The following is a 21,574-nucleotide window of genomic DNA, read 5'->3' as shown; positions in this document are numbered from 1 at the left end:
CTCGATGAGGCGGGCCGGTGCACTCCCACGCACAAGCCGATCCGCCAGCGAGCACGGGCCTCACAGGAGGTCATCGTGAATGTCTGTGCACCCCAACTTGCCGTCCCTCGACCCTCGTTCGGTTTCGCCATGCCGACTGCACGGCGCCGGCGCGTGCTGGCGGTCGGCCTGATCGGACCCGGCCGCGTCGGCAGCGCGCTGCTCACCCAATTGCGCGCTGCCCAGCCACGGCTGCTGCGCGAGACCGGGCTGGAGCTGCAGCTGTGCGGCGTCGCTGCCAGCCGGCGGATGTGGCTGGACTGCGACGATCCCGAGCTCAACCATGCCGGCCGCGACCGCCACGGCGAGCGTGCGCAGATCTGGCGGCCGGGTAATCTCGATGAATTCGCCGCGCACGTACGCGGCAACGATGGCCGCCACGCGCTACTGATCGACTGCAGCGCCAGCGATGTCGTCGCCAGTCACTACGCCGACTGGCTGGCCGCCGGGCTGCATGTGGTGACGCCGAACAAGCTGGCCGGCAGCGGTGCGCTGGCACGCTGGCAGGCGATCCGCGCGGCCTGTGCCGACGGCATGCGCTTCCGCTACGAGGCCACCGTGTGCGCCGGCCTGCCGGTAGTGCAGACGCTGCGCGACCTGCTCGATACCGGCGACGAACTGCTCGCGGTGGAAGGCATGTTCTCCGGCACGCTGGCGTGGCTGTGCAACCGCCATGATGGCCAGCAACCGTTCTCGGCGCTGGTGCAAGAGGCGCATGCGCTGGGCTATACCGAGCCTGATCCGCGCGACGACCTGTCCGGTCTGGACGTGGCGCGCAAGCTGGTGATCCTGGCGCGCGAGGCGGGCTGGCCGCTGTCGCTGGAGGAAGTCGTGGTGGAAAGTCTGGTGCCACCCGCGCTGGTGGCGCTGCCGCTCGAAGCATGCATGCAGCGACTGCACGAACTGGATCCGTTGATGTCCGCCCGGCTGGCCGAGGCGCGGGCCATCGGCGGTGTGCTGCGCTATGTCGCCAGCCTGGACCGTCATGGCCGCGCTCGCGTGAAGCTGGTTGTGCTGCCGGCGAAGCATGCTTTCGCACATACGCGACTGACCGACAACATCGTGCAGTTCACGACACGCCGTTACTGCGACAATCCGCTGTCGGTGCAAGGCCCCGGCGCCGGTCCCGAAGTGACCGCCGCCGGCGTGTTCACCGATCTGCTGCGCATTGCCGATTCGCTGGAGGTGCGCGCATGAACACCTTACTTCTGGAACCCGTCATGGCTTCACCGCGTCGCCCCAAACTCCCGCAGGTCGCCTGCGCCTTCGCACCTGCCAGTGTCGGCAACGTGGGCGTGGGTTTCGACCTGCTCGGCCACAGCGTGGCTGGCGCTGGCGATCGCGCCGAGGTGCGCCGCATCGACGAACCGGTGGTACGCATTGTCGCGATCCGCGGCTGCGTCACCGAACTGCCGACCGACCCGCGCCAGAACACCGCCGGCGTCGCCCTGCTCGCGCTGCGCAAGGCGCTCGGCCTGCAGCATGGGTTCGAACTGGTGCTGCACAAGGGCATCGCGCTGGGTTCGGGCATGGGCGGCTCGGCCGCATCCTGCGTGGCCGCGCTGGTCGCCGCGAATGCGTTGCTGGCGCAGCCGCTGCCGCGCGAATCGCTGTACGGCTTCGCGCTGGACGGCGAAACAGTGGCCAGCGGCAGCCGGCATGGCGACAACCTCGGTTCGATGCTGCTTGGCGGCCTGGTGCTGGCCACCCACGAGCGCCTGCTGCGCATCGAAGTGCCGGCCGTATGGCATTGCGCGCTGGTGCATCCGCATGTGGTGCTGGAGACGCGCAAGGCACGGGCGGCATTGGCCGGCCACTACGAACTCGGCGAGTTCGTCGCGCAAAGTTCGAACCTCGCGCTGGTGCTGGCCGGCTGCTACCGCGGCGACGCGGCGCTGGTACGCGAAGGCCTGAAGGACGTACTGGTGGAACCACGCCGCGCACCGCTGATCCCGAACTTCGCGCAGGTGAAGCAGGCTGCGCTGGATCATCACGCACTCGGCGCCAGCATTTCCGGCGCCGGCCCCAGCGTGTTCGGCTGGTACGACAACCGCGGCGACGCCGAAGCAGCTTCTGCCGCGATGCAGACTGCGTTCGCCGACGCCGGTCTCGATAGCGATGCGTGGGTGTCGCCTATCGATGGGCCAGCCGCCGCCTTGATTCCCTCGCTCGAGGTGGATGCATGAGCGAGGTCGAACCGCTGCGCTATCACAGCACCCGCAGCGCCGGCCCGACCGTGCCGATCAGTCAGGCGATCGCGGCCGGACTTGCACCCGATGGCGGACTGTATGTGCCGGAGGCGTTGCCGTCGATCGATCCGGCCGCGTTCGATCCACACGGAACCCTGGCCGACACCGCCGCCATCTTGCTGGCGCCGTTCTTTGCCGGTGATCCGTTGGCCGACGAGTTGGCGGCAATCTGCGTGGAAGCATTCACGTTCGACGCGCCGCTGCATGCGCTACCGGCCCACCCGAATACCATGGTGCTGGAGCTGTTCCATGGCCCCACCTCGGCCTTCAAGGATTTCGGTGCACGCTTCCTCGCCGCCTGCTTGCGCCGCCTGCCGCGCAACGATGCACGACCATTGACGATCCTGGTCGCCACCTCGGGCGACACCGGCGCGGCGGTGGCGGCCGCGTTTCATCGCAAGCCGAACGTGCGCGTGGTGATCCTGTATCCCGATGGGCTGGTGTCGCCGCGCCAAGCGCATCAGCTCGGCTGCTTCGGCGACAACGTCACGGCACTGCGCGTGGTCGGCCGCTTCGACGATTGCCAGCGCATGGTCAAGGCGGCACTCAACGATGCCACGCTGCAGGCGCAGTTGCCGCTCTCCTCGGCCAACAGCATCAGCCTCGGCAGGCTGCTGCCGCAGATGAGTTACTACGCGCACGCGGCGCTGAGCTGGTGGCGCGAACACCACAAGCCGCTGAATTTCATCGTGCCCACCGGCAACCTGGGCAACGCACTGGCCTGCCTGTGGGTGCGTGAGATCGGCCTGCCAATCGGCTCGCTACGGTTGGCCTGCAACGCCAACACCACCCTGCCCGACTATTTTTCGGGCGCCCCGTATACGCCACGCGAAGCCGTCGCCACGTTGGCGAATGCGATGGACGTGGGTGCGCCGAGCAACTTCGATCGACTGCGCTGGACTTATCCGGATGTACACGCCTTACGTGAGCAACTGCAGGCAGCCAGTGTCGGCGATGCAGCGATCCGGCAAACCATCTCCAACCATGCGCACGAATACGGTTACGTGTTCTGCCCGCACACCGCCACTGCCGCGCATCTGCTTGATCAGCTGCGCGCGAGCGGCGACGCAACTCCGTGGACCGTGGTCGCCACTGCGCACCCAGCCAAGTTCGAGAGCGTGGTCGAACCGCTGATCGAGCAACCGCTTGCGGTGCCCGCGTCACTCGCGGCGATGCTGGCACGCCCGGCCTCGTCCGAGCCGCTGGCTGCCAACGAAAACGCATTGCGGCAATGGCTGCTGCAACACGCCCAAGCTTGATGGTTCAGGTCCGAATGCGGGGCCGGGACTGACCAGCTGCCGGGCAACCTCAGGTCAGTCCCGGCAGGCTTTGCAGCTCTATCTGCTTGCACCGACTGATCGCCACTTGCCGTGACAGTTCGCGCGCGACACGCGTGCGCAGGACGGAAGCCGATCCATCATATGGATGGCTAGCCATCCATACCGCAATCATCGCGATCGAGCGATCAGTTTCAAAGGAAACTGTTGACTAGCCATTTCAGCTTCGCGTATGGTCGGTCGCATGTCGCAACGCAACAACCCCTGCCGCACTGCCGAAACCAACCGTCTCCCGACGGTTGCCGGCCTGCTGCAGCTTCGCGGCACGCTCCTTCTTACCCTTGTACTCGTACTCCTTATTATCAACGGAGGTGCGGGCTGAGGGCATGTGTCCAGGTAGATAGAAAGTAACCTGAAGACTCCCAAAAACCCCGCACCGGCAACGGCGCGGGGTTTTTTGTTGCCCTCGGCTCGCATCCACGGAGCCAGCGATGAACCCCGAATCAGACGTAACAGCAACAACATCCGGCAGCGTCAGCGCTGCCGCCGATCGCGTGCGCATCTTCGACACTACCCTGCGCGACGGCGAGCAGGCACCCGGTTTCTCGATGGATCGGCGTACGAAATTGCGCATTGCACAAGCGCTCGAGGCGCTCGGCGTCGATGTGCTGGAAGCTGGCTTCCCGCAGGCTTCCCCGGATGATTTCGCCGCGGTGGCCGAAATCGCACGCACGCTGAAGAGCACCACGGTATGTGCGCTGGCACGTTGCCAGAACGGCGACATCGACAGCGCCGCGCGTGCACTGGAACAGGCGCGGCATGCACGCATCCATGTGTTCCTGTCGACCAGTCCGCTGCACCGCGAGCACAAGCTGGGCATGAGCAAGGCGCAGGTGGTCGATGCTGCGGTGGCTGCCGTCGAACGTGCCCGTGGCTTGTGCCACGAGGTGGAGTTCTCCGCCGAGGACGCGCTGCGCACCGAACCCGAATTCCTCGCCGAGGTGTTCAGTGCCGCAGTCGCCGCCGGTGCCACCACGCTGAATGCACCGGACACGGTGGGCTACACCACGCCAGCCGAGATCGTCGAATTGTTCACCTACCTGCGCCGGCAAGTGCGCGATGCGGACAAAGTGATCTTCTCCAGCCATTGCCATGACGACCTGGGCATGGCGGTGGCGAACAGCCTCGCTGCGGTGAGCGCCGGTGCGCGCCAGGTGGAATGCACGATCAACGGCATCGGCGAGCGCGCCGGCAATGCCGCACTGGAGGAGATCGTGATGGCACTGAAGGTGCGCGCGCCGCACTTCGGCGTCGGCACCCGCATCGACACGCGTCGGCTGTATCCCACCTCGCGCCTGCTGACCCAGCTGACCGGGCAGGCGGTGCCGCGCAACAAGGCGATCGTGGGCGACAACGCGTTCGCGCATGAATCGGGCATCCACCAGCACGGCATGCTCAAGCACCGCGGCACCTACGAAATCATGCGCCCACAGGACGTAGGTATCGCCGAAACGAAGCTGGTCATGGGCAAGCATTCCGGCCGCGCTGCGCTGCGCCAGCGCCTGGAAACCCTGGGCCACACGCCGGACGACGCGGCACTGGACGTGATCTTCGCGCGTTTCAAGACGCTGGCCGACAAGAAGCGCGAAGTGCACGACGAGGATCTGGAAGCGATCGCGCTGGGCCTGGATCCGGATGCCGCGGGTCCATGGCGGTTGGTGCAGCTCAATACCAGCACGCATCTGGGCGGCAGCGCCTCGGCTTCGGTGAAGCTGCGCCATGACGACGGTCGTGAAGTCGGCGAAGCGGCGATCGGTGACGGCCCGGTCGATGCCGTGCTGCGCGCAATCGAGCGCGCCACCGGCAACGCGCTGCAGCTGAGCGACTTCAAGGTACGCGCCGTCAGCGAAGGTGGCGATGCCCAGGGCCACGCCCAGCTCACTGCACGCCACGCCTCGCGCGAGTGGCGCGGTCACGGCGTCAGCACCGACATCGTCGAGGCGACCGCGCAGGCCGCGTTGGCGATCGTCAACCGCATCGAACGACAGCAACCGGTCGCTGCGCCGGTCGCCGTCGCCAACCTGTAGTCATTCGAGGAGTTTTCATGAGCAACACGCCCTTCCTCTGGCACAACGGTCGCATCAAGCCCTGGGCCGATGCCAGCGTCCATGTCAGCACGCATGCCCTGCACTACGGCTCCTCGGTGTTCGAGGGCGAGCGCGTCTACGCCACGCCGCGAGGCCCGGCGTATTTCCGGCTGGCCGAGCACACGCGCCGGCTGTTCGAGTCCGCCGCGATCTACGAGATCGAGATCGGCTACTGCGAAGACGAGATCAACACCGCCTGCATCGAACTGATCCGCGCCAACGCGATGCGCTCGGCCTACGTGCGACCGATCGTGTTCCGCGGCGCCGGTGGCCTGGGCGTGCTGCCGAAGGAGGGCGCGCCGGTCGAAGTAGCGATCATGGCGCTGGACTGGGGCGCATATCTGGGCGATGCGGTGGAAAAAGGCGCCGACGTCTGCGTGTCCTCGTGGCATCGTCCCGCACCGAACACCTTGCCGAGCTGGGCCAAGGCCGGCGGCAACTACCTCAACAGCCAGCTGATAGGGCTGGAAGCGCGCCGCGGCGGTTACGACGAAGGCATCGCGCTGGGCCACAACGGCCTGCTCAGCGAGGGCGCGGGCGAAAATCTGTTCCTGGTCAAGCGCGGCAAGCTGCTCACGCCGCCATCGAGCGCCGGCATCCTCGCCGGCATCACCCGCGACAGCGTGCTCACGCTGGCCGCCAATCTCGGCATCACGGTGGAAGAACGTGACCTGCCACGCGAGGCGCTGTACACCGCCGACGAAGTGTTCATGACCGGTACCGCTGCCGAGATCACGCCGGTGCGCTCGGTCGATCGCAAGGTCGTCGGTGCAGGTATGCCCGGCCCGATCACCAAGCAACTGCAGCAGGCATTCTTCGGTCTGTTCGACGGCCGCACCGAAGATCGCTGGAACTGGCTGAGTTTCGTCAATGCGGTCGTCCCTAACCACGAACCAGTGCCAGCTGGTGATCGCGCTCATGGACGAGCGCACGAAATGATGGAGGCATCGGCGTGAGTGCAAAGACCCTGTTCGAGAAAGTTTGGGGCGCGCATGTCGTCGTACCCGAAACCACCGACACGCCGGCGGTGCTCTACGTCGACCTGCATCTGGTGCATGAGGTGACTTCGCCGCAGGCGTTCAGCGAACTGCGCGAGCGCGGCCTGCAGCTGCGTCGCCCCGATCGCATGCTGGCCACACTGGACCACTCCACCCCGACCTTGCCGACGAACGCCGACGGCAGCCGCCCGTATGCGAATGCAGAGGCGCAGGCGCAGGTGACCCAGCTGGAAACCAACTGCCGCGAGTTCGGCGTCGAGCTGCACGGCTGGGACAGCGCCGACCGCGGCATCGTGCACGTGATCGGCCCGGAGCTTGGCGCCACCCAGCCCGGCATGACGATCGTCTGCGGCGACAGCCACACCTCCACCCACGGCGCGTTCGGCGCGTTGGCGTTCGGCATCGGCACTACCGAGGTTGGCCACGTGATGGCCACGCAATGCCTGCTGCAGCGCAAGCCGAAGACCATGGCGATTCATGTGGACGGTCAGTTGCCTGCCGGCATCAGCGCGAAGGATCTGATCCTGCACATCATCGGCACGATCGGTGTCGATGGCGGCACCGGCTACGTGCTGGAGTACCGCGGCGCGGCCATCGAAGCGCTGTCGATGGACGAGCGCATGACGGTCTGCAACATGTCGATCGAAGCCGGCGCACGCGCCGGGTTGATCGCGCCGGACGACACCACGTTCGCATGGCTGAAGGGTCGCCCGCGTACGCCGCAGGGCGCCGCATGGAATGCCGCCGTGGCGACGTGGCGTGCGCTGCGCAGCGATGACGGCGCCACCTACGACCGCGAGGTGCGCATCGACGCCAGCACGGTGAAGCCGACGGTCACCTACGGCACCCATCCGGGCATGGCGATCGCGATGGACGCGCCGGTGCCGGCCGCGACCAATGCCCAGGAACATCGCGCGCTCGACTACATGCAGAGCAAGCCCGGCCAGCCGATGCAGGGCACGCCGGTCGATGTGGTGTTCGTCGGCAGTTGCACCAACTCGCGCCTGTCCGACCTGCGCGAGGCCGCCAACGTGATGCGTGGTCGTCGCGTCGCCGACGGCGTGCGCATGCTGGTGGTGCCGGGCTCCGAAGCGGTGCGCCGCGATGCCGAACGCGAAGGCCTGCATCAGGTGTTCACCGCCGCCGGCGCCGAGTGGCGCGTGCCTGGCTGCTCGATGTGCATCGCGATGAACGGCGATCTGGCCCAACCGGGTCAGCTGGTGGTGAGCACCTCCAACCGCAACTTCGAAGGCCGCCAGGGCAAGGGCGCACGCACCGTGCTGGCCAGCCCGGCCACCGCTGCCGCGTCTGCGTTGGCCGGCCGCATTGCCGATCCGCGCGACTACCCGGCCACCGCCGATCACCGCCGGGAGCAAGCCGCATGAAGCCCATCACCCGCATCCACTCGCGCACCGCCGTGCTGGCCGACGAAAACATCGACACCGACCGCATCATCCCGGCGCGCTTCCTCACCACCACCACCCGCGAAGGCTTGGGCAAGCTGTGCTTCCACGATTGGCGTTATCAGGCCGATGGCAGCGACAACCCGGCATTTCCGTTGAACCAGCCGCAGGCGCAGGGCTGTTCGATCGTTGTCGCCGGACGCAATTTCGGCTGTGGTTCCTCGCGCGAGCACGCACCGTGGGCTCTGCTCGACTACGGCGTGCAGGCGGTGCTGTGTAGCGAGATCGCGGACATCTTCCGCGGCAACGCGTTGAAGAACGGCCTGCTGGCGATCGTCATCGACGAACTGGAGCACCGCTGGCTGCTCAAGCATCCCGGCATCGAGCTGGTGATCGACGTGCGCGAGCAGTTCATCGCGCTGCCCGACGGTGGCCACATTCCGTTCCGGCTGGAACCATTCGCGCGGCACTGCCTGCTCAACGGCGTCGACCAGCTTGGCTACCTGCTGCAACACGCTGACGCGATCACACATTACGAACAACAGGAGAAAGCGGCATGAAGGCACACATCGTCACCCTGCCCGGCGACGGCGTCGGCCCCGAAGTCACTGCGGCTGCCGTGGCCGTATTGAAAACCGTCGCTGCGCGTTACGAGCACGTGTTCACCTTCGATGAGCAGCTGATCGGGGGTGCCGCGATCGATACCACCGGCGAGCCGCTGCCAGCGGCTGCGCTGGCGGCATGTCAGAGCGCCGATGCGGTGCTGCTCGGTGCCGTCGGTGGCCCGAAGTGGTCCGACCCGAACGCATCGGTGCGCCCTGAACAGGGACTGCTGGCGCTGCGTGCCGCGCTGGGCGTCTACGCGAACCTGCGTCCGCTGCAGGTGCATCCGGCGCTGGCCGACCTGTCGCCACTGAAGAACGAGAAACTGGAAAACGTCGACGTGCTGTTCGTGCGCGAGCTGACCGGTGGTGCGTACTTCGGTGCAAAAACCCGCACGGCCGATACCGCTACCGACGAGTGCAAATACACCGTCGCCGAAGTCGAGCGCGTGGTGCACCGTGCGTTCGAGCTGGCACGCAGCCGTCGTCATCACGTCACCTCGGTGGACAAGGCGAACGTACTGGAAACCTCGCGCCTGTGGCGCAGCACGGTGCAGCGCGTCGCTGCTGACTATCCCGACGTGAAGGTCGAGCACCAGCTCGTCGACTCGATGGCGATGCTGTTGCTGACCCAGCCGAACCGCTACGACGTGGTGGTCACCGAGAACCTGTTCGGCGACATCCTCACCGACGAGGCCGCTGCGCTGGCCGGTTCGCTCGGCCTGTTGCCGTCGGCGTCACTGGGTGAGGGCAAGGCCGGCCTGTACGAACCGATCCACGGTTCGGCGCCGGACATCGCCGGCCATGGCGTGGCCAATCCGATCGGCGCGATCCTTTCCGCGGCCATGCTGCTGCGTCATTCGCTGGAACTGGAAGCCGAAGCGGTGGCCGTCGAGACAGCGGTCGATCAGGTGCTGCGCCATGGTCCGCACACCCGCGACATCGGCGGCAGCGCCGGCACCGCGGCGGTGTGCGACGCCGTGCTGGCCGCGATCGAGGAGTACGCCGACAGCGCCGCCGCGTTCTTCTGCGGGGCACGCGCATGCGGCTGATGCAGAGCTCCGGCTCTTCTCAACACTTTCCCAACGGCCACATGGACGTGTCCGTATTTTCTGCCGTCCCCCGCGTGCTTCCGGCACCGGATGCCCTCCGCGCGTTCCCAACGCGCACGTTCCCATCCGCTTCGCCAACCCCCTTTGCACGCAGGGGACGCTTTTTCTTGCCAACTCACCGGAACACCCATGCGCAGTGACCTGATCAAGAGCGGCCCCGACCGCGCCCCCGCCCGCGCGATGCTGCGCGCCACCGGACTGGACGACGCGGCGATTGCCCGGCCGCTGGTCGCGGTGGTGCACACCTGGTCGAACGTGAGCCCGTGCAACCTCAACCTGCGCGAGCTGGCGGTCGAAGCCGCAGCCGGCATCCGCGCCGCCGGTGGCACGCCGATCGAATTCAACACGATCGCCGTTACCGACGGCATCGCGATGGGTACGCCGGGCATGCGTGCCTCGCTGATCAGCCGCGAGGTGATTACCGACTCAATCGAGCTGGCGGTGGACGGCCACTGCCTCGACGCGATGGTGGTGCTGTGTGGCTGCGACAAGACCATTCCGGCCGCAGCGATGGCGCTGGCACGGCTGAACATCCCCGGCGTCGCGCTGTACGGCGGCAGCATCGCGCACGGCACGCACGACAATCATCCGATCACCATCCAGCAAGTATTCGAGGCCGTCGGTGCGCATGGCGCCGGCAAGATCGACGACGAGGAACTGAGCGCAGTCGAGCGCGATGCCTGCCCCGGTGCCGGCGCCTGCGGTGGCCAGTTCACCGCCAACACGATGGCGATGGTGCTGACCACGCTGGGCCTGTCGCCGATGGGCTACAACGACATCCCCGCCACCCATCCGGCCAAGGGCGCCGCCGCCTATCGCTGCGGTGAGCTGGTGATGGAATGCCTGAAGGTCGAGCGCACGCCACGCGACATGCTGACGCGTACCTCGTTCCGCAACGCCGCCCGCATGGTCGCCGCTACCGCCGGCTCCACCAACGCGGTGCTGCACCTGCTGGCGATCGCACGCGAGGCCGGCGTCGAGTGGGCGCTGGAAGATTTCGAGCCCGCCTCGGTGCACACGCCGGTGATCGCCGACCTGCTGCCAGCTGGTCGCTATACCGCAGTCGAACTGTTCGGCGCCGGCGGCAGCGCGCGGGTGGCACAAGAGCTGATCGCCGCCGGCATGCTGGACGATGCACCCACCGTCACGGGTCGCAGCCTGTTCGCCGAAGCGGCGGCCGCACCACGCGCCGAGACACAGGACGTGGTGCATCCGGTCAACCGGCCGCTGAAACCGCGCGGCGGCTACTCGATCCTGTACGGCAACCTCGCGCCGGAAGGCTGCATCCTCAAGCTCGCCGGCAAGAGTGGCCACTTCGAAGGCAGCGCGCGCGTGTTCGAGAGTGAGGAAGAAGCCTTCGCCGCCGTACAGGGCGACCGCATCCACGCCGGCGACGTCATCGTGATCCGCAACGAAGGTCCCGCCGGTGGCCCCGGCATGCGCGAGATGCTGGGCGTCACCGCGGCGCTGGTCGGTCGTGGCCTCGGCAACGACGTGGCACTGATCACCGACGGCCGTTTCTCCGGCGCCACCCACGGCTTCATGGTCGGCCACATCGCACCGGAAGCGGTGCGTGGCGGCCCGATCGCCTTGCTGCGCGAGGGCGATCGCGTGGTGATCGATGCCGAACACCGCGAGCTGCGCACCACGGCCGACCTGGCCAGTCGCCGTGCCAACTGGCAGCCGCCCAAACCGAAAGTCACCCAGGGCGCACTGGCCAAGTACGCGCGTCTGGTCGGCTCCGCCTCCGACGGCGCCACCACCCAGCTGCCTACCGCTACCGCCACATCCAAGCACACCCACACCGAAACCACCGAAGGAGTTGCCGCATGAGTACCGCCACCACCAACCCACTCGCCAAATCCCGCATCGCCGTGCTCGGCTACGGCAGCCAGGGCCGCGCGCACGCACTGAACCTGCGCGACTCCGGCCTCGATGTCGTGGTCGGCCTGCGCCCCGGCGGCCCGACCTGGAAGCGCGCCGAGGCTGATGGCTTCGCCGTTGTCGAACCAGCCCATGCCGTGCGCGGCGCCGACCTGGTCGCGGTGCTGACCCCGGACATGGTGCAGCCGACGCTGTACAAGGAAGTGATCGAGCCGAACATCAAGCCGGGCGCCGCGCTGTTGTTCGCGCATGGCTTCAACGTGCACTTCAAGCAGATCACCCCGCGCGCCGACATCGACGTGATCCTGGTCGCCCCGAAGGGTCCTGGCGCGCTGGTGCGCAGCGAGTACGAGCGTGGCCGCGGTGTGCCGTGCATCTGGGCGGTGCACCAGGACGTCAGTGGCCACGCCGAGGCGAAGACCAAGGGCTACGCCGACGGCATCGGTGGTGGCCGCGCGATGATCATCAAGACCGACTTCAAGGAAGAGACCGAGACCGACCTGTTCGGCGAGCAGGCTGTGTTGTGCGGCGGCGCCAGCGAGCTGGTGATCAAGGGTTTCGAGACCCTGGTCGAGGCCGGCTATCAGCCGGAGATCGCCTACTACGAAGTGATGCACGAGCTGAAGCTGATCGTCGATCTTTTCTACGAAGGCGGCCTCAAGCGGATGCTGGAATTCGTCTCCGAGACCGCGCAGTACGGCGACTACGTCAGCGGCCCGCGCGTGGTCGACGCCGGCACCAAGGCACGCATGAAGGAAGTCCTCACCGACATCCAGGACGGCACTTTCGCGCGCAACTGGACGGCCGAATACGCCGCCGGCCTGCCGAACTACAAGCGCCTGAAGCAGGCCGATCTCGATCATCCGATCGAAGTGGTCGGCGCGAAGCTGCGGGCGCAGATGCCGTGGCTGCGGCCGTCCGCTGCCAAGACCGAAGCCACACCGCTGAAGAAGGTCGGCTGATAGCCGGCAACAGGCTTCCCGCCAGTCGTGGCGGGCGGCCTTTCCCCATGCATGAACGAGGAGGTTAACCGTGAAACGTTTCCATATCGCCCTGGCTGTTGCCGACCTGGAGGCCTCGATCGCCGACTACAGCGCACGACTCGGCCAACCGCCGCAAGCGGTGGTCGCGGGCACGTATGCGATGTGGCGCACCGACCTGCTCAACTTCTCGATCAACCGGCAGCCCGAACACGCCGGTCAGCTGCGTCATGTGGGCTTCGAGGACGACGAGGCCCGCGGTTTCACCCGTGATGCCGACATCAACGGCATCGCGTGGGAGAACTTCTCGGCCCTCGCGCAGGACTTGCGCATCGTGTCGACCTACGGCGTGCCGGCACGATCGGCCACCGAAGACGAATTGATCCGCAACTAGCAACTAGACGCTTCCGGCATCGGACTGGCGGCGACTCCGCTCGCCACGTCCGCCGCCCGAATCTCCGTCAAGCCGCCGGCACCTCCGGCGCATCCAGGGAACCATTGTGACAACGCAATTGCTGACAGCCGACGCCGCACCTCCGATCACCGCCAACCACCATCCGCTTGCCGGCCACGCGATGAGTGGTGCCGACGTGATCGTGCAGGTATTCGCCGATGAAGGCGTCGAAGTGATGTTCGGCTATTCCGGCGGCGCCATCCTGCCGGTGTACGACGCCGTGTTCCGCTACAACGCGACACACCTGAAGGACAACGGCGACGAGCCGATGCCGCTGATCGTGCCGGCCAACGAACAGGGCGCGGGCTTCATGGCCGCGGGCTACGCGCGTGCCTCCGGCAAGGTCGGCGTGGCGGTGGTCACCTCCGGCCCCGGCGCCACCAACATGGTTACGCCGGTGCGCGACTCGATGGCCGATTCGATCCCGCTGGTCGTGATCTGCGGTCAGGTGAGCACGGTGGCAATCGGCAGCGATGCGTTCCAGGAAGCGCCGATCAGCAACATCATGGGTGCCTGCGCCAAGCATGTGTTCCTGATCACCGATCCAGCGCAACTGGAAGCGACCCTGCGCACCGCGTTCACCCTCGCCCGCAGCGGTCGTCCCGGCCCGGTGGTGGTGGACGTGCCGAAGGACGTGCAGAACACCGCGCTGAAGTTTCATGGCACCGGCGAGCTGGCGCTGACTGGCTACCGCGCGCGTCTGCGCGCAGTGGAACAGTCGGTACTGAGCGATGCCGACTGTGCCGCCTTCTTTACTGCATTGATGCAGGCAAAACGTCCGCTGATCTACGCCGGCGGTGGCGTGATCGCAGCCAGTGCGGCAACCGCATTGCGTGCATTCGTCGACACCTTCGGGCTGCCGGTGACCACCACCTTGATGGGCCTGGGCGGGTTCGACACCACCGATCCACTGGCCCTGCACATGCTCGGCATGCACGGCACCGCGTATGCAAACTACGCGGTGGAGGATTGCGACTTCGTGCTGACGCTGGGCGCGCGCTTCGACGACCGCGTGGCCGGCGTACCGGACAAGTTCGCACCGCGCGCGAAGTTCATCGCACACATCGACATCGATCCGGCCGAGATCGGCAAGGTGAAATCGGTGCACTGGCATCATGTCGGCCCGCTGGTGCGCGCGCTGGAGCGCCTGACCAGTTACGGCAGCGCGCATGGTTTGCGGCCCTCGCTCGATGCCTGGCATGCGCACGTTGCCGAACTGAAGCGCGTACATGCGCTGAACTATGACCGCAGCACTGCGCTGATCCAGCCCTACGCCGTGCTGGAAGCGATCAACCGGCATACTGATGGCCGCGCGATCATCAGCACCGGCGTAGGTCAGCACCAGATGTGGGCGGCGCAATACTTCGACTTCCGCGCACCGCGGCATTGGCTCACTTCCGGTTCGATGGGCACGATGGGTTTCGGACTGCCGGCGGCGGTCGGTGCGCAGTTCGCGCATCCCGACAAGCTGGTCATCGACATCGATGGCGACGGCAGCATCCGCATGAACCTTGGAGAGCTGGAAACCGTCACCACCTACAACCTGCCGATCAAGGTCGTGGTGCTCAACAACGTCGGCGACGGCATGGTGCGGCAGTGGCAGAAGCTGTACTTCAAGGGCCGCTTCGCCGCGTCCGACAAGAGCCTGCACAAGAAGGACTTCGTGCTTGCCGCGCAGGCCGACGGCTTCGCCTGGGCGCAACGGCTGGAGCGCACAGAGGATCTGGAGGCGACGATCGCGGCGTTCCTCGCGTTCGATGGCCCGGCGTTCCTCGAAGTGATGATCGATCCGGATGCCGGCGTGTATCCGATGGTCGGTCCTGGCGCCAGTTACGCGCAGATGATCACCGGCGAGTTCATTGCCTCGCGTGCGGTGGCGGCCACGGGCGAGACGGCCACTTCGAACATGTTCTGAGCTTTTGATTTTTCCCTTGCCTGACCTGGAAACCTCCAACGACGTCATTCCCGCGAAGGCGGGAATCGCTCCACCGCTCTCAAGAGCGATTCCCGCCTTCGCGGGAATGACGAACAAAGAGGTTGCCTCCCGGAAAGGAACCAACTACCGGAGTCATTCGCCATGAACCACACACTGTCCATCCTGTTGCAGAACGAAGCCGGTGCACTGGTACGCGTGGCCGGGCTGTTTGCCGCTCGCGGCTACAACATTGACACGCTGACCGTGGCCGCCACGCATGATCCTGCCGTCTCTCGTCTGACCCTGAGCCTGCAGTGCGACGACGCCGGCCTCAGCCAGATCCTGCAGCAGACGCGCAAGCTGGTCGACGTGCTGCAGGTGGCACATCCGGCAACGGCACTCGCGGCATGAATGCAGTCGCCGCGCCTGCTGCCGATGACGATGCGGTAGCAGGCGACGATCTGCTGACGCAGATCCGCGCCGCGCGTGTTTACGACGTGGCGCACGAGTCGGCACTGGAACCCGCGCCGCTGCTCAGCGCTCGCCTCGGCCAGCCGGTACTGCTCAAGCGTGAAGACCAGCAGGCAGTGTTCTCGTTCAAACTGCGCGGCGCGTACAACCGCATGGTGCAGCTGGACCCGGCGCAACGCGCGCGCGGCGTGATCGCCGCTTCCGCCGGTAACCACGCGCAGGGTGTGGCGCTGGCAGCGGCGAAACTCGGCATCCATGCCACCATCGTGATGCCAGTGACCGCGCCGCAGGTAAAGGTGGAGGCGGTGCGCCGACTCGGCGGCGCGATGGTGGAGATCGTGCTGGCTGGCGATTCCTACAGCGATGCACAGACTGCGGCCACGCAACTGCAGGCCGAGCGTGGCGCCACCTTCGTACACCCGTTCGACGACCTGGCGGTGATCGCTGGCCAGGGCACCGTAGCGCTGGAAATCCTGCGCCAGCATCCAGGACCGCTGCATGCGGTGTTCGTGCCGGTCGGTGGCGGCGGACTGTTGGCCGGCGTGGCAGCGTGTATCAAAGCGCTGCGGCCAGAGGTGAAAATCGTCGGCGTGCAGGCAGTCGATGCCGACGCCATGGCGCGCGCGCTGGAAAGCGGCGCGCGCGTGGCGCTGGACGAAGTCGGCCTGTTCGCTGACGGTACCGCGGTGAAGCAGGTCGGTGCACTCACCTTCGCGCTATGCCAGCAGCATGTGGACGCGATGCTACGGGTGGATACCGACGCGATCTGCGCGGCGATCCGCGACATCTATCAGGAAACTCGCAGCGTGCCGGAGCCATCTGGCGCACTGGCGCTGGCTGGGCTGAAGCAATATGTCGCTACTCACGGCAACCGCGGCGGCGCGCTGGTGGCGATCGTTTCCGGCGCCAACATGAATTTCGACCGCCTGCGCTTCGTCGCCGAACGCGCCGAAGTCGGCGAGCAGTGCGAGGCGGTGTTCGCAGTGACGATCCCGGAGGAACGCGGCAGCTTCCGCCGCTTCTGCGCCACCCTGGGGCGGCACAGCATCACCGAATTCAACTACCGCATTGGCGATGCCAGTTCCGCACATATTTTCGTCGGCGTGCAGATTGCCAGTCGCGACGAACGCGAGGCGCTGGCGGCCGCGTTCCGCGAGCAGGCCTTCGACGTACTCCACCTCACCGACGACGAGCTGGCCAAGTTGCACCTGCGCCACATGATCGGCGGCCGCTTGTCGCTGGCACAAAATGAGCGGCTCTACCGTTTTGAATTCCCCGAGCGCCCCGGCGCGCTCACCCACTTCCTCGGCCAGCTGCACCCGGACTGGAACATCAGCCTGTTCCACTACCGCAACCACGGCGCCGATTACGGCCGCATCCTGGTCGGCATCCAAGTGCCACCTGATGAGCATGCCCTGCTGCCGTCGTTTCTGGCCGCACTCGGCTACCCGCATTGGGACGAGAGCGACCATCCCGCCTACCGGCTGCTGCTGCGGCAGTGAACAGGACGACACGATGCCGGCCGGAGCAATCACGCTGCATCTGCTGAAGTGATCCAGCACGCGAACAGAGCGTGGCGGCCACGCTAAACTCGGCGGATGGCCACCCCTCCCCGCAAACGCCAGCGACGCAATACCGCGGCCGCCCCCACCGCCCGGCCCCGGCCCGGTGCGGCGAAGCCCGTTGCCAAGCCGGTCCAGCCAGCCGATAGCTCGACCCGCGCCACGCGAGTGCTGAACTGGCTGCTGCAGAAACTGCCGCCAAGCCGACGCGCGAAGGCGCTGGACTATCTGGTGCTGACCCGGATGGACCGGCCGATCGGCGCGCTGCTGCTGCTGTGGCCGACCTGGTGGGCGCTGTGGCTGGCGGCCGGTGATTTTCCGCCGTGGAAGCCGCTGATCATCTTCACCCTCGGTGTGTTCGCGATGCGTGCGGCCGGCTGCGCGATCAACGATTTTGCCGACCGCAAGCTGGACCCGCAGGTCGCGCGCACCGCCGGGCGGCCGATCGCCTCGGGTCGGGTCACGCCGCGCGAGGCACTGCTGGTGTTCGCCGCGTTGCTGGTATTCGCCTTCGTGCTGGTGCTGTTCACCAACCGGCTGACGATCGAGCTGTCCTTCGCCGGTGCCGCGCTGGCGGCGATCTATCCGTTCACCAAGCGCTACACCTATATGCCGCAGGTGGTGCTCGGTGCCGCCTTCGGCTGGTCGATTCCGATGGCGTTCGCCGCGGTGACGAATGCAGTGCCACCGGTGGGCTGGCTGCTGTTCATCGGCAACATTATCTGGTCGGTGGTCTACGACACCGAGTACGCGATGGTCGACCGCGACGACGACCTCAAGGCTGGCGCCAAGTCCACGGCGATCCTGTTCGGTGATGCCGACCTGCCGATCCTCGGCGTGCTGATGGGCACCTTCGTGCTGGCCATGCTGTTTGTCGGCCAGCGCGCGGCGCTGGGCTGGCCATACTGGCTGAGCCTCGCCGTCGCCGCGGGCCTGTTCGGCTACCAACTGTGGCTGATCCGCGCCCGCGCCCGCGATGCCTGCCTCGCCGCGTTCCGCCACAACAACTGGCTGGGACTGGTGGTCTGGATCGGCATCGTGCTGGCGCTGGCGGTGCGCTGAGAGCGAGCAGTAAGTGAAGAGGAGTGAGAAACGAGTGGGTCATCGCAACACTACGCTCTTACTCACTTCTCACTCCTCTTCACTCGTTTCTCGACTTTGGCGCCCGCGCCAACGCCCATACATCCACCCGTCGCACACCGGAGCGCTTGAGTACACGGGCGCATTCGGCCAGGGTGGCGCCGGTGGTCATCACGTCATCGAGAATCGCGATATGAGCTGGCAGTTCGATGCCTTGGCGCATCGCGAATGCGCCGCGTACGTTTCGGCGCCGGCCGATGGCATCGAGTTCGGTTTGTGCATCGGTGCGGCGCAGGCGTTGCAGCACGTCGTGACGCAACGGCACACCCAGTTCGCGCACCAGCGGACGGGCCAGCTCCAGTGCCTGGTTGTAGCCACGCTGGCGCAACCGGCTGCGATGCAGCGGCACGGTCAGCAGCAGTTGTGGTAGGTCGATCGGGCAAGGTTCACGTTGCCACAACGTCGACAGCACGCGGCCGGCGGCGAGATCGGCACCGAACTTGTAGCGTGACTCCAGTCGATCCAGCGGCCAGCCATAACGGAACGGTGCCCATGCGGCGGACCACGGTGGCGCACGGCGCTGGCATTCGCCGCACATCGCTGCCGGTGTTGCCAACGGCAGCGCACAGCGCGCACAACAGCTGCGGTTGCGTGGCAGCTCGGCCGCGCAATCGGCGCACAGGTCGATGTCATGGCCGCCGGCAGCAGCACAAAGCAGGCAACGCCACGGCAGCACGAAGCGTTGCAGCGGCCGCCAGGTTTTTATCAGCGCATCCATGCGCATCTCCTATCAGCGTCCGGGCTTGTACAACGCAGCGTCGAGGATCGACCACAAATGGATCAGCCAGCCAAGCAGGATGATCCACAGTAGGGCAGCCAGCACGAACATGACGATCGCCTTGAGCAAACGCCCCTGCACCAACTGGCCTAATCCCGGGATAAAGAAACTGCAGATGGCCGCGAGCACGTTGCCGCTGCTGCCTTGTCCTTCACTCATGCCGATCCGCTCCATGTCAGGTTGCATTGGTAGCGGGATAGTAATGGCTGAACTGCGCTCCCGTTCGCGTCAACCATTCGTCAACGTATCTAGTTGACACGCTCCGGGGCGACTTCCACACTCTGCCGCCTCATGTACGGGAGTTGCTGTTCCATGGTCGACCTTGCCATCCGCCACGACTGGACCCGCGCCGAAGTGGGCGCCCTGTTTGCGCTGCCGTTCAACGAGCTGCTGCATCGCGCGCACTCGGTGCATCGCGAACATCACGATCCGAACGCGGTGCAGGTGTCCACCCTGTTGTCGATCAAGACCGGCGGCTGCCCGGAAGACTGCGCGTATTGCCCGCAGGCGGCGCGCTACGACACCGGCGTGCAGGCGCAGAAGCTGATGAGCGTCGAAGCCGTATTGGAACGTGCGCAGGCGGCGAAGGATGCCGGTGCCAGCCGTTTCTGCATGGGCGCGGCCTGGCGTGGCCCGAAGGATCGCGACGTGGTGAAGGTGGCCGAGATCGTCCGCGCGGTGAAAGGCCTCGGCCTGGAAACCTGCGCCACGCTGGGCATGTTGACCGGCACGCAGGCCGACACCTTGAAAGCTGCCGGACTCGATTACTACAACCACAATCTCGACACCGCGCCTGAGTTCTACGGCGAAGTGATCCACACTCGCCAGTACCAGGACCGGCTCGACACACTGGAGCATGTGCGTCATGCGGGCATGAAGACCTGCTGTGGCGGCATCGTCGGCATGGGCGAATCGCGCGACCAGCGCGCCGGCCTGCTGCAGACGCTGGCCAACCTGCCCGAGCATCCGCAGTCGGTACCGATCAACCAACTGGTGCAGGTGGAAGGTACGCCGCTGGCGGGTACAGCAGCGCTGGATCCGTTTGAGTTCGTGCGCACGATCGCGGTCGCGCGCTTGCTGATGCCGGCCTCGATGGTGCGCCTGTCGGCCGGCCGCCAGCAGATGGACGATGCGGTGCAGGCACTGTGCTTCTTCGCCGGCGCCAATTCAATCTTCTACGGCGAGAAACTGCTGACCACTGGCAACCCGGACGTGGAGCACGACCGCGCGCTGTTCCGCCGGCTCGATCTGCATCCGCTGCAGGTGATCGAGGAAGCCGGCACCGTGCACGCGGACATCCTCGAAACGGATCATCCCGGCATGGATCAGGCCAGCTGCGGACAGGGCTGTGGCTGCAGCGCTGCGGCCTGACCTGCTCGCACGACTGGCCGCACAGACGGCCGAACGTGAGCATGCGCAACTGTTGCGCCGTCTGCGCACGATCGACCGCGTCGACGGGCCTTGGCTGGAAACCGGACACCAGCGCCTGCTGTCGTTCTGCAGCAACGACTACCTCGGTCTGGCGCAGCATCCACAGCTGGTCGCCGCACTCACGCGCGCAGCCAGGGAAGCCGGTGTCGGCAGTACCTCGGCGCATCTGATCTGCGGCCACCGCACCGAACACGCGGAACTGGAGGAAGCGCTGGCCGTGTGGACGGGCCGCGAGCGGGCACTGCTGTTCTCCACCGGCTACATGGCGAACCTCGGCGTGCTGCAGGCGTTGCTCACAAGCGGCGATATCTGCGCGCAGGACAAGCTCAACCATGCCTGCCTGCTCGATGGCGCGAAGCTCAGCGGCGCCGAACTGAAACGCTATCCACATGCGGATGTCGCCGCTGCCGCGCGCCAACTAGCGTCGAGACCGGATGCCGCCGCGCTGCTGGCCACCGACGGCGTGTTCAGCATGGATGGTGATATCGCGCCGCTGGGTGAGCTGGCGGCCCTGTGCGCGAAAGAACGCGCCACCTTGATGGTCGACGACGCGCACGGTCTTGGCGTACTCGGCCAACACGGCGCCGGCAGCATCAGCGCTGCAAATCTCGGACAATATGAAGTCCCGTTGCTGATGGCCACGCTGGGCAAGGCGCTAGGTTGCGCCGGCGCCTTCGTCGCCGGTCCAGCCGCCCTGATCGAGGGCCTGATCCAGTTCGCGCGGCCGTACATCTACACCACCGCGATGCCGCCGGCGTTAGCCGCCGCCGCACTCGAGGCGGTGCAGCTGGCGCAGGCCGAGGGGTGGCGACGGCAGAAACTCGCCACGCTGATCGCGCGCTTTCGCCGCGGTGCGACCGAACTCGGCCTGCCGCTGGCAACCTCGACCAGCGCGATCCAGCCGCTGCTGCTGGGCAGCGCCGATGCCGCACTGGCCGCGGCGCAGGCACTCGAACGACAGGGTTTTCTGGTCAGCGCGATCCGGCCGCCTACCGTGCCCGCTGGTCAGGCACGCCTGCGCATCACGCTGTCGGCGGCACACGAGGATGCACACGTCGACCGTCTGCTGGCCGCACTGGAAACCTTGCGTTTGCCGCCCTCATCAGCCTGAAGACAGGCGTCCAGTCGCCGC

18 protein-coding genes and 1 pseudogene are annotated in these 21,574 nt (G+C 66.6%); 17 read left to right on the top strand and 2 right to left on the bottom strand.

The window, feature by feature from the left end:
• Positions 1 to 159: 159 nt before the first annotated feature.
• The 15 genes and pseudogenes from GSQ75_RS16170 to ubiA form a co-directional block, all read left to right on the top strand.
• Positions 160 to 1,236 (top strand): annotated as a pseudogene (locus GSQ75_RS16170) (homoserine dehydrogenase); the annotation flags it as partial.
• A gap of 23 nt (positions 1,237 to 1,259) precedes the next feature.
• Positions 1,260 to 2,225: a homoserine kinase gene (locus tag GSQ75_RS16165; protein WP_254058637.1), complete on the top strand. Its 966-nt coding sequence runs from the start codon at positions 1,260 to 1,262 to the stop codon at positions 2,223 to 2,225.
• The gene (thrC, locus tag GSQ75_RS16160) at positions 2,222 to 3,547 is read left to right on the top strand and encodes a threonine synthase (RefSeq protein ID WP_158755913.1); all 1,326 of its coding nucleotides are present in this window, start codon (positions 2,222 to 2,224) and stop codon (positions 3,545 to 3,547) included. Before GSQ75_RS16165 ends, thrC begins: the two co-directional genes overlap by 4 nt.
• A gap of 509 nt (positions 3,548 to 4,056) precedes the next feature.
• Complete coding sequence (locus GSQ75_RS16155; protein WP_158755912.1) at positions 4,057 to 5,652, top strand: 2-isopropylmalate synthase; 1,596 nt, start codon at positions 4,057 to 4,059, stop codon at positions 5,650 to 5,652.
• 17 nt (positions 5,653 to 5,669) lie between these two features.
• Positions 5,670 to 6,668 (top strand): branched-chain amino acid transaminase, encoded by a 999-nt coding sequence (locus GSQ75_RS16150; RefSeq protein WP_158755911.1) that lies wholly within the window; start codon positions 5,670 to 5,672, stop codon positions 6,666 to 6,668.
• Entirely contained in the window at positions 6,665 to 8,095 is a 1,431-nt protein-coding gene (leuC, locus tag GSQ75_RS16145; protein ID WP_158755910.1) for a 3-isopropylmalate dehydratase large subunit, read from the top strand. The genes GSQ75_RS16150 and leuC overlap by 4 nt, the downstream gene beginning before the upstream one ends.
• Positions 8,092 to 8,673, top strand: a complete 582-nt coding sequence (leuD, locus tag GSQ75_RS16140; protein ID WP_158755909.1) for a 3-isopropylmalate dehydratase small subunit — start codon at positions 8,092 to 8,094, stop codon at positions 8,671 to 8,673. Before leuC ends, leuD begins: the two co-directional genes overlap by 4 nt.
• The gene (leuB, locus tag GSQ75_RS16135) at positions 8,670 to 9,767 is read left to right on the top strand and encodes a 3-isopropylmalate dehydrogenase (RefSeq protein ID WP_158755908.1); all 1,098 of its coding nucleotides are present in this window, start codon (positions 8,670 to 8,672) and stop codon (positions 9,765 to 9,767) included. Before leuD ends, leuB begins: the two co-directional genes overlap by 4 nt.
• A gap of 189 nt (positions 9,768 to 9,956) precedes the next feature.
• Positions 9,957 to 11,660: a dihydroxy-acid dehydratase gene (locus tag GSQ75_RS16130; RefSeq protein ID WP_158755907.1), complete on the top strand. Its 1,704-nt coding sequence runs from the start codon at positions 9,957 to 9,959 to the stop codon at positions 11,658 to 11,660.
• Positions 11,657 to 12,673, top strand: a complete 1,017-nt coding sequence (ilvC, locus tag GSQ75_RS16125) for a ketol-acid reductoisomerase (protein WP_158755906.1) — start codon at positions 11,657 to 11,659, stop codon at positions 12,671 to 12,673. The genes GSQ75_RS16130 and ilvC overlap by 4 nt, the downstream gene beginning before the upstream one ends.
• A gap of 70 nt (positions 12,674 to 12,743) precedes the next feature.
• Positions 12,744 to 13,085: a hypothetical protein gene (locus GSQ75_RS16120; protein ID WP_158755905.1), complete on the top strand. Its 342-nt coding sequence runs from the start codon at positions 12,744 to 12,746 to the stop codon at positions 13,083 to 13,085.
• A gap of 181 nt (positions 13,086 to 13,266) precedes the next feature.
• On the top strand, positions 13,267 to 15,060 hold the full coding sequence (ilvB, locus tag GSQ75_RS16115; RefSeq protein ID WP_158756165.1) for a biosynthetic-type acetolactate synthase large subunit: 1,794 nt from the start codon (positions 13,267 to 13,269) through the stop codon (positions 15,058 to 15,060).
• A 162-nt stretch (positions 15,061 to 15,222) separates the two neighbouring features.
• Positions 15,223 to 15,471 (top strand): acetolactate synthase small subunit, encoded by a 249-nt coding sequence (gene ilvN, locus GSQ75_RS16110; RefSeq protein WP_158755904.1) that lies wholly within the window; start codon positions 15,223 to 15,225, stop codon positions 15,469 to 15,471.
• Positions 15,468 to 17,033, top strand: coding sequence for a threonine ammonia-lyase, biosynthetic (gene ilvA, locus GSQ75_RS16105; protein ID WP_158755903.1), 1,566 nt, complete (start codon positions 15,468 to 15,470; stop codon positions 17,031 to 17,033). Before ilvN ends, ilvA begins: the two co-directional genes overlap by 4 nt.
• A 228-nt stretch (positions 17,034 to 17,261) precedes the next feature.
• Positions 17,262 to 18,155 (top strand): 4-hydroxybenzoate octaprenyltransferase, encoded by an 894-nt coding sequence (gene ubiA / locus GSQ75_RS16100; protein ID WP_254058636.1) that lies wholly within the window; start codon positions 17,262 to 17,264, stop codon positions 18,153 to 18,155.
• A gap of 79 nt (positions 18,156 to 18,234) precedes the next feature.
• On the opposite strand, the gene GSQ75_RS16095 is transcribed toward ubiA, so the two are convergent.
• Both GSQ75_RS16095 and GSQ75_RS16090 read right to left on the bottom strand, forming a co-directional pair.
• Positions 18,235 to 18,957, bottom strand: coding sequence for a ComF family protein (locus tag GSQ75_RS16095; RefSeq protein ID WP_158755901.1), 723 nt, complete (start codon positions 18,955 to 18,957; stop codon positions 18,235 to 18,237).
• 6 nt (positions 18,958 to 18,963) lie between these two features.
• The gene (locus GSQ75_RS16090) at positions 18,964 to 19,170 is read right to left on the bottom strand and encodes a hypothetical protein (RefSeq protein WP_158755900.1); all 207 of its coding nucleotides are present in this window, start codon (positions 19,168 to 19,170) and stop codon (positions 18,964 to 18,966) included.
• A 153-nt stretch (positions 19,171 to 19,323) separates the two neighbouring features.
• On the opposite strand from GSQ75_RS16090, the gene bioB reads away from it, so the two are divergent.
• Positions 19,324 to 20,382: a biotin synthase BioB gene (gene bioB / locus GSQ75_RS16085; protein ID WP_158755899.1), complete on the top strand. Its 1,059-nt coding sequence runs from the start codon at positions 19,324 to 19,326 to the stop codon at positions 20,380 to 20,382.
• On the top strand, positions 20,360 to 21,553 hold the full coding sequence (gene bioF / locus GSQ75_RS16080; RefSeq protein ID WP_254058613.1) for an 8-amino-7-oxononanoate synthase: 1,194 nt from the start codon (positions 20,360 to 20,362) through the stop codon (positions 21,551 to 21,553). Before bioB ends, bioF begins: the two co-directional genes overlap by 23 nt.
• The last annotated feature ends 21 nt before the right edge of the window (positions 21,554 to 21,574 follow it).

The organism is Dyella sp. S184 (assembly GCF_009766065.1).
Classification (GTDB): Bacteria; Pseudomonadota; Gammaproteobacteria; order Xanthomonadales; family Rhodanobacteraceae; genus Rhodanobacter.
Note: the sequence above shows the minus strand (reverse complement) of the source record. Positions and strands in the feature narration are given on the sequence as shown.

Coding starts and splice junctions, on each gene's coding strand:
- GSQ75_RS16165 (WP_254058637.1), top strand. CDS start 1,260: ATGGCTTCACCGCGTCGCCCCAAACTCCCGCAGGTCGCCTGCGCCTTC.
- thrC (WP_158755913.1), top strand. CDS start 2,222: ATGAGCGAGGTCGAACCGCTGCGCTATCACAGCACCCGCAGCGCCGGC.
- GSQ75_RS16155 (WP_158755912.1), top strand. CDS start 4,057: ATGAACCCCGAATCAGACGTAACAGCAACAACATCCGGCAGCGTCAGC.
- GSQ75_RS16150 (WP_158755911.1), top strand. CDS start 5,670: ATGAGCAACACGCCCTTCCTCTGGCACAACGGTCGCATCAAGCCCTGG.
- leuD (WP_158755909.1), top strand. CDS start 8,092: ATGAAGCCCATCACCCGCATCCACTCGCGCACCGCCGTGCTGGCCGAC.
- leuB (WP_158755908.1), top strand. CDS start 8,670: ATGAAGGCACACATCGTCACCCTGCCCGGCGACGGCGTCGGCCCCGAA.
- GSQ75_RS16130 (WP_158755907.1), top strand. CDS start 9,957: ATGCGCAGTGACCTGATCAAGAGCGGCCCCGACCGCGCCCCCGCCCGC.
- ilvC (WP_158755906.1), top strand. CDS start 11,657: ATGAGTACCGCCACCACCAACCCACTCGCCAAATCCCGCATCGCCGTG.
- ilvB (WP_158756165.1), top strand. CDS start 13,267: ATGAGTGGTGCCGACGTGATCGTGCAGGTATTCGCCGATGAAGGCGTC.
- ilvN (WP_158755904.1), top strand. CDS start 15,223: ATGAACCACACACTGTCCATCCTGTTGCAGAACGAAGCCGGTGCACTG.
- ilvA (WP_158755903.1), top strand. CDS start 15,468: ATGAATGCAGTCGCCGCGCCTGCTGCCGATGACGATGCGGTAGCAGGC.
- GSQ75_RS16095 (WP_158755901.1), bottom strand. CDS start 18,957: ATGCGCATGGATGCGCTGATAAAAACCTGGCGGCCGCTGCAACGCTTC.
- GSQ75_RS16090 (WP_158755900.1), bottom strand. CDS start 19,170: ATGAGTGAAGGACAAGGCAGCAGCGGCAACGTGCTCGCGGCCATCTGC.
- bioB (WP_158755899.1), top strand. CDS start 19,324: ATGGTCGACCTTGCCATCCGCCACGACTGGACCCGCGCCGAAGTGGGC.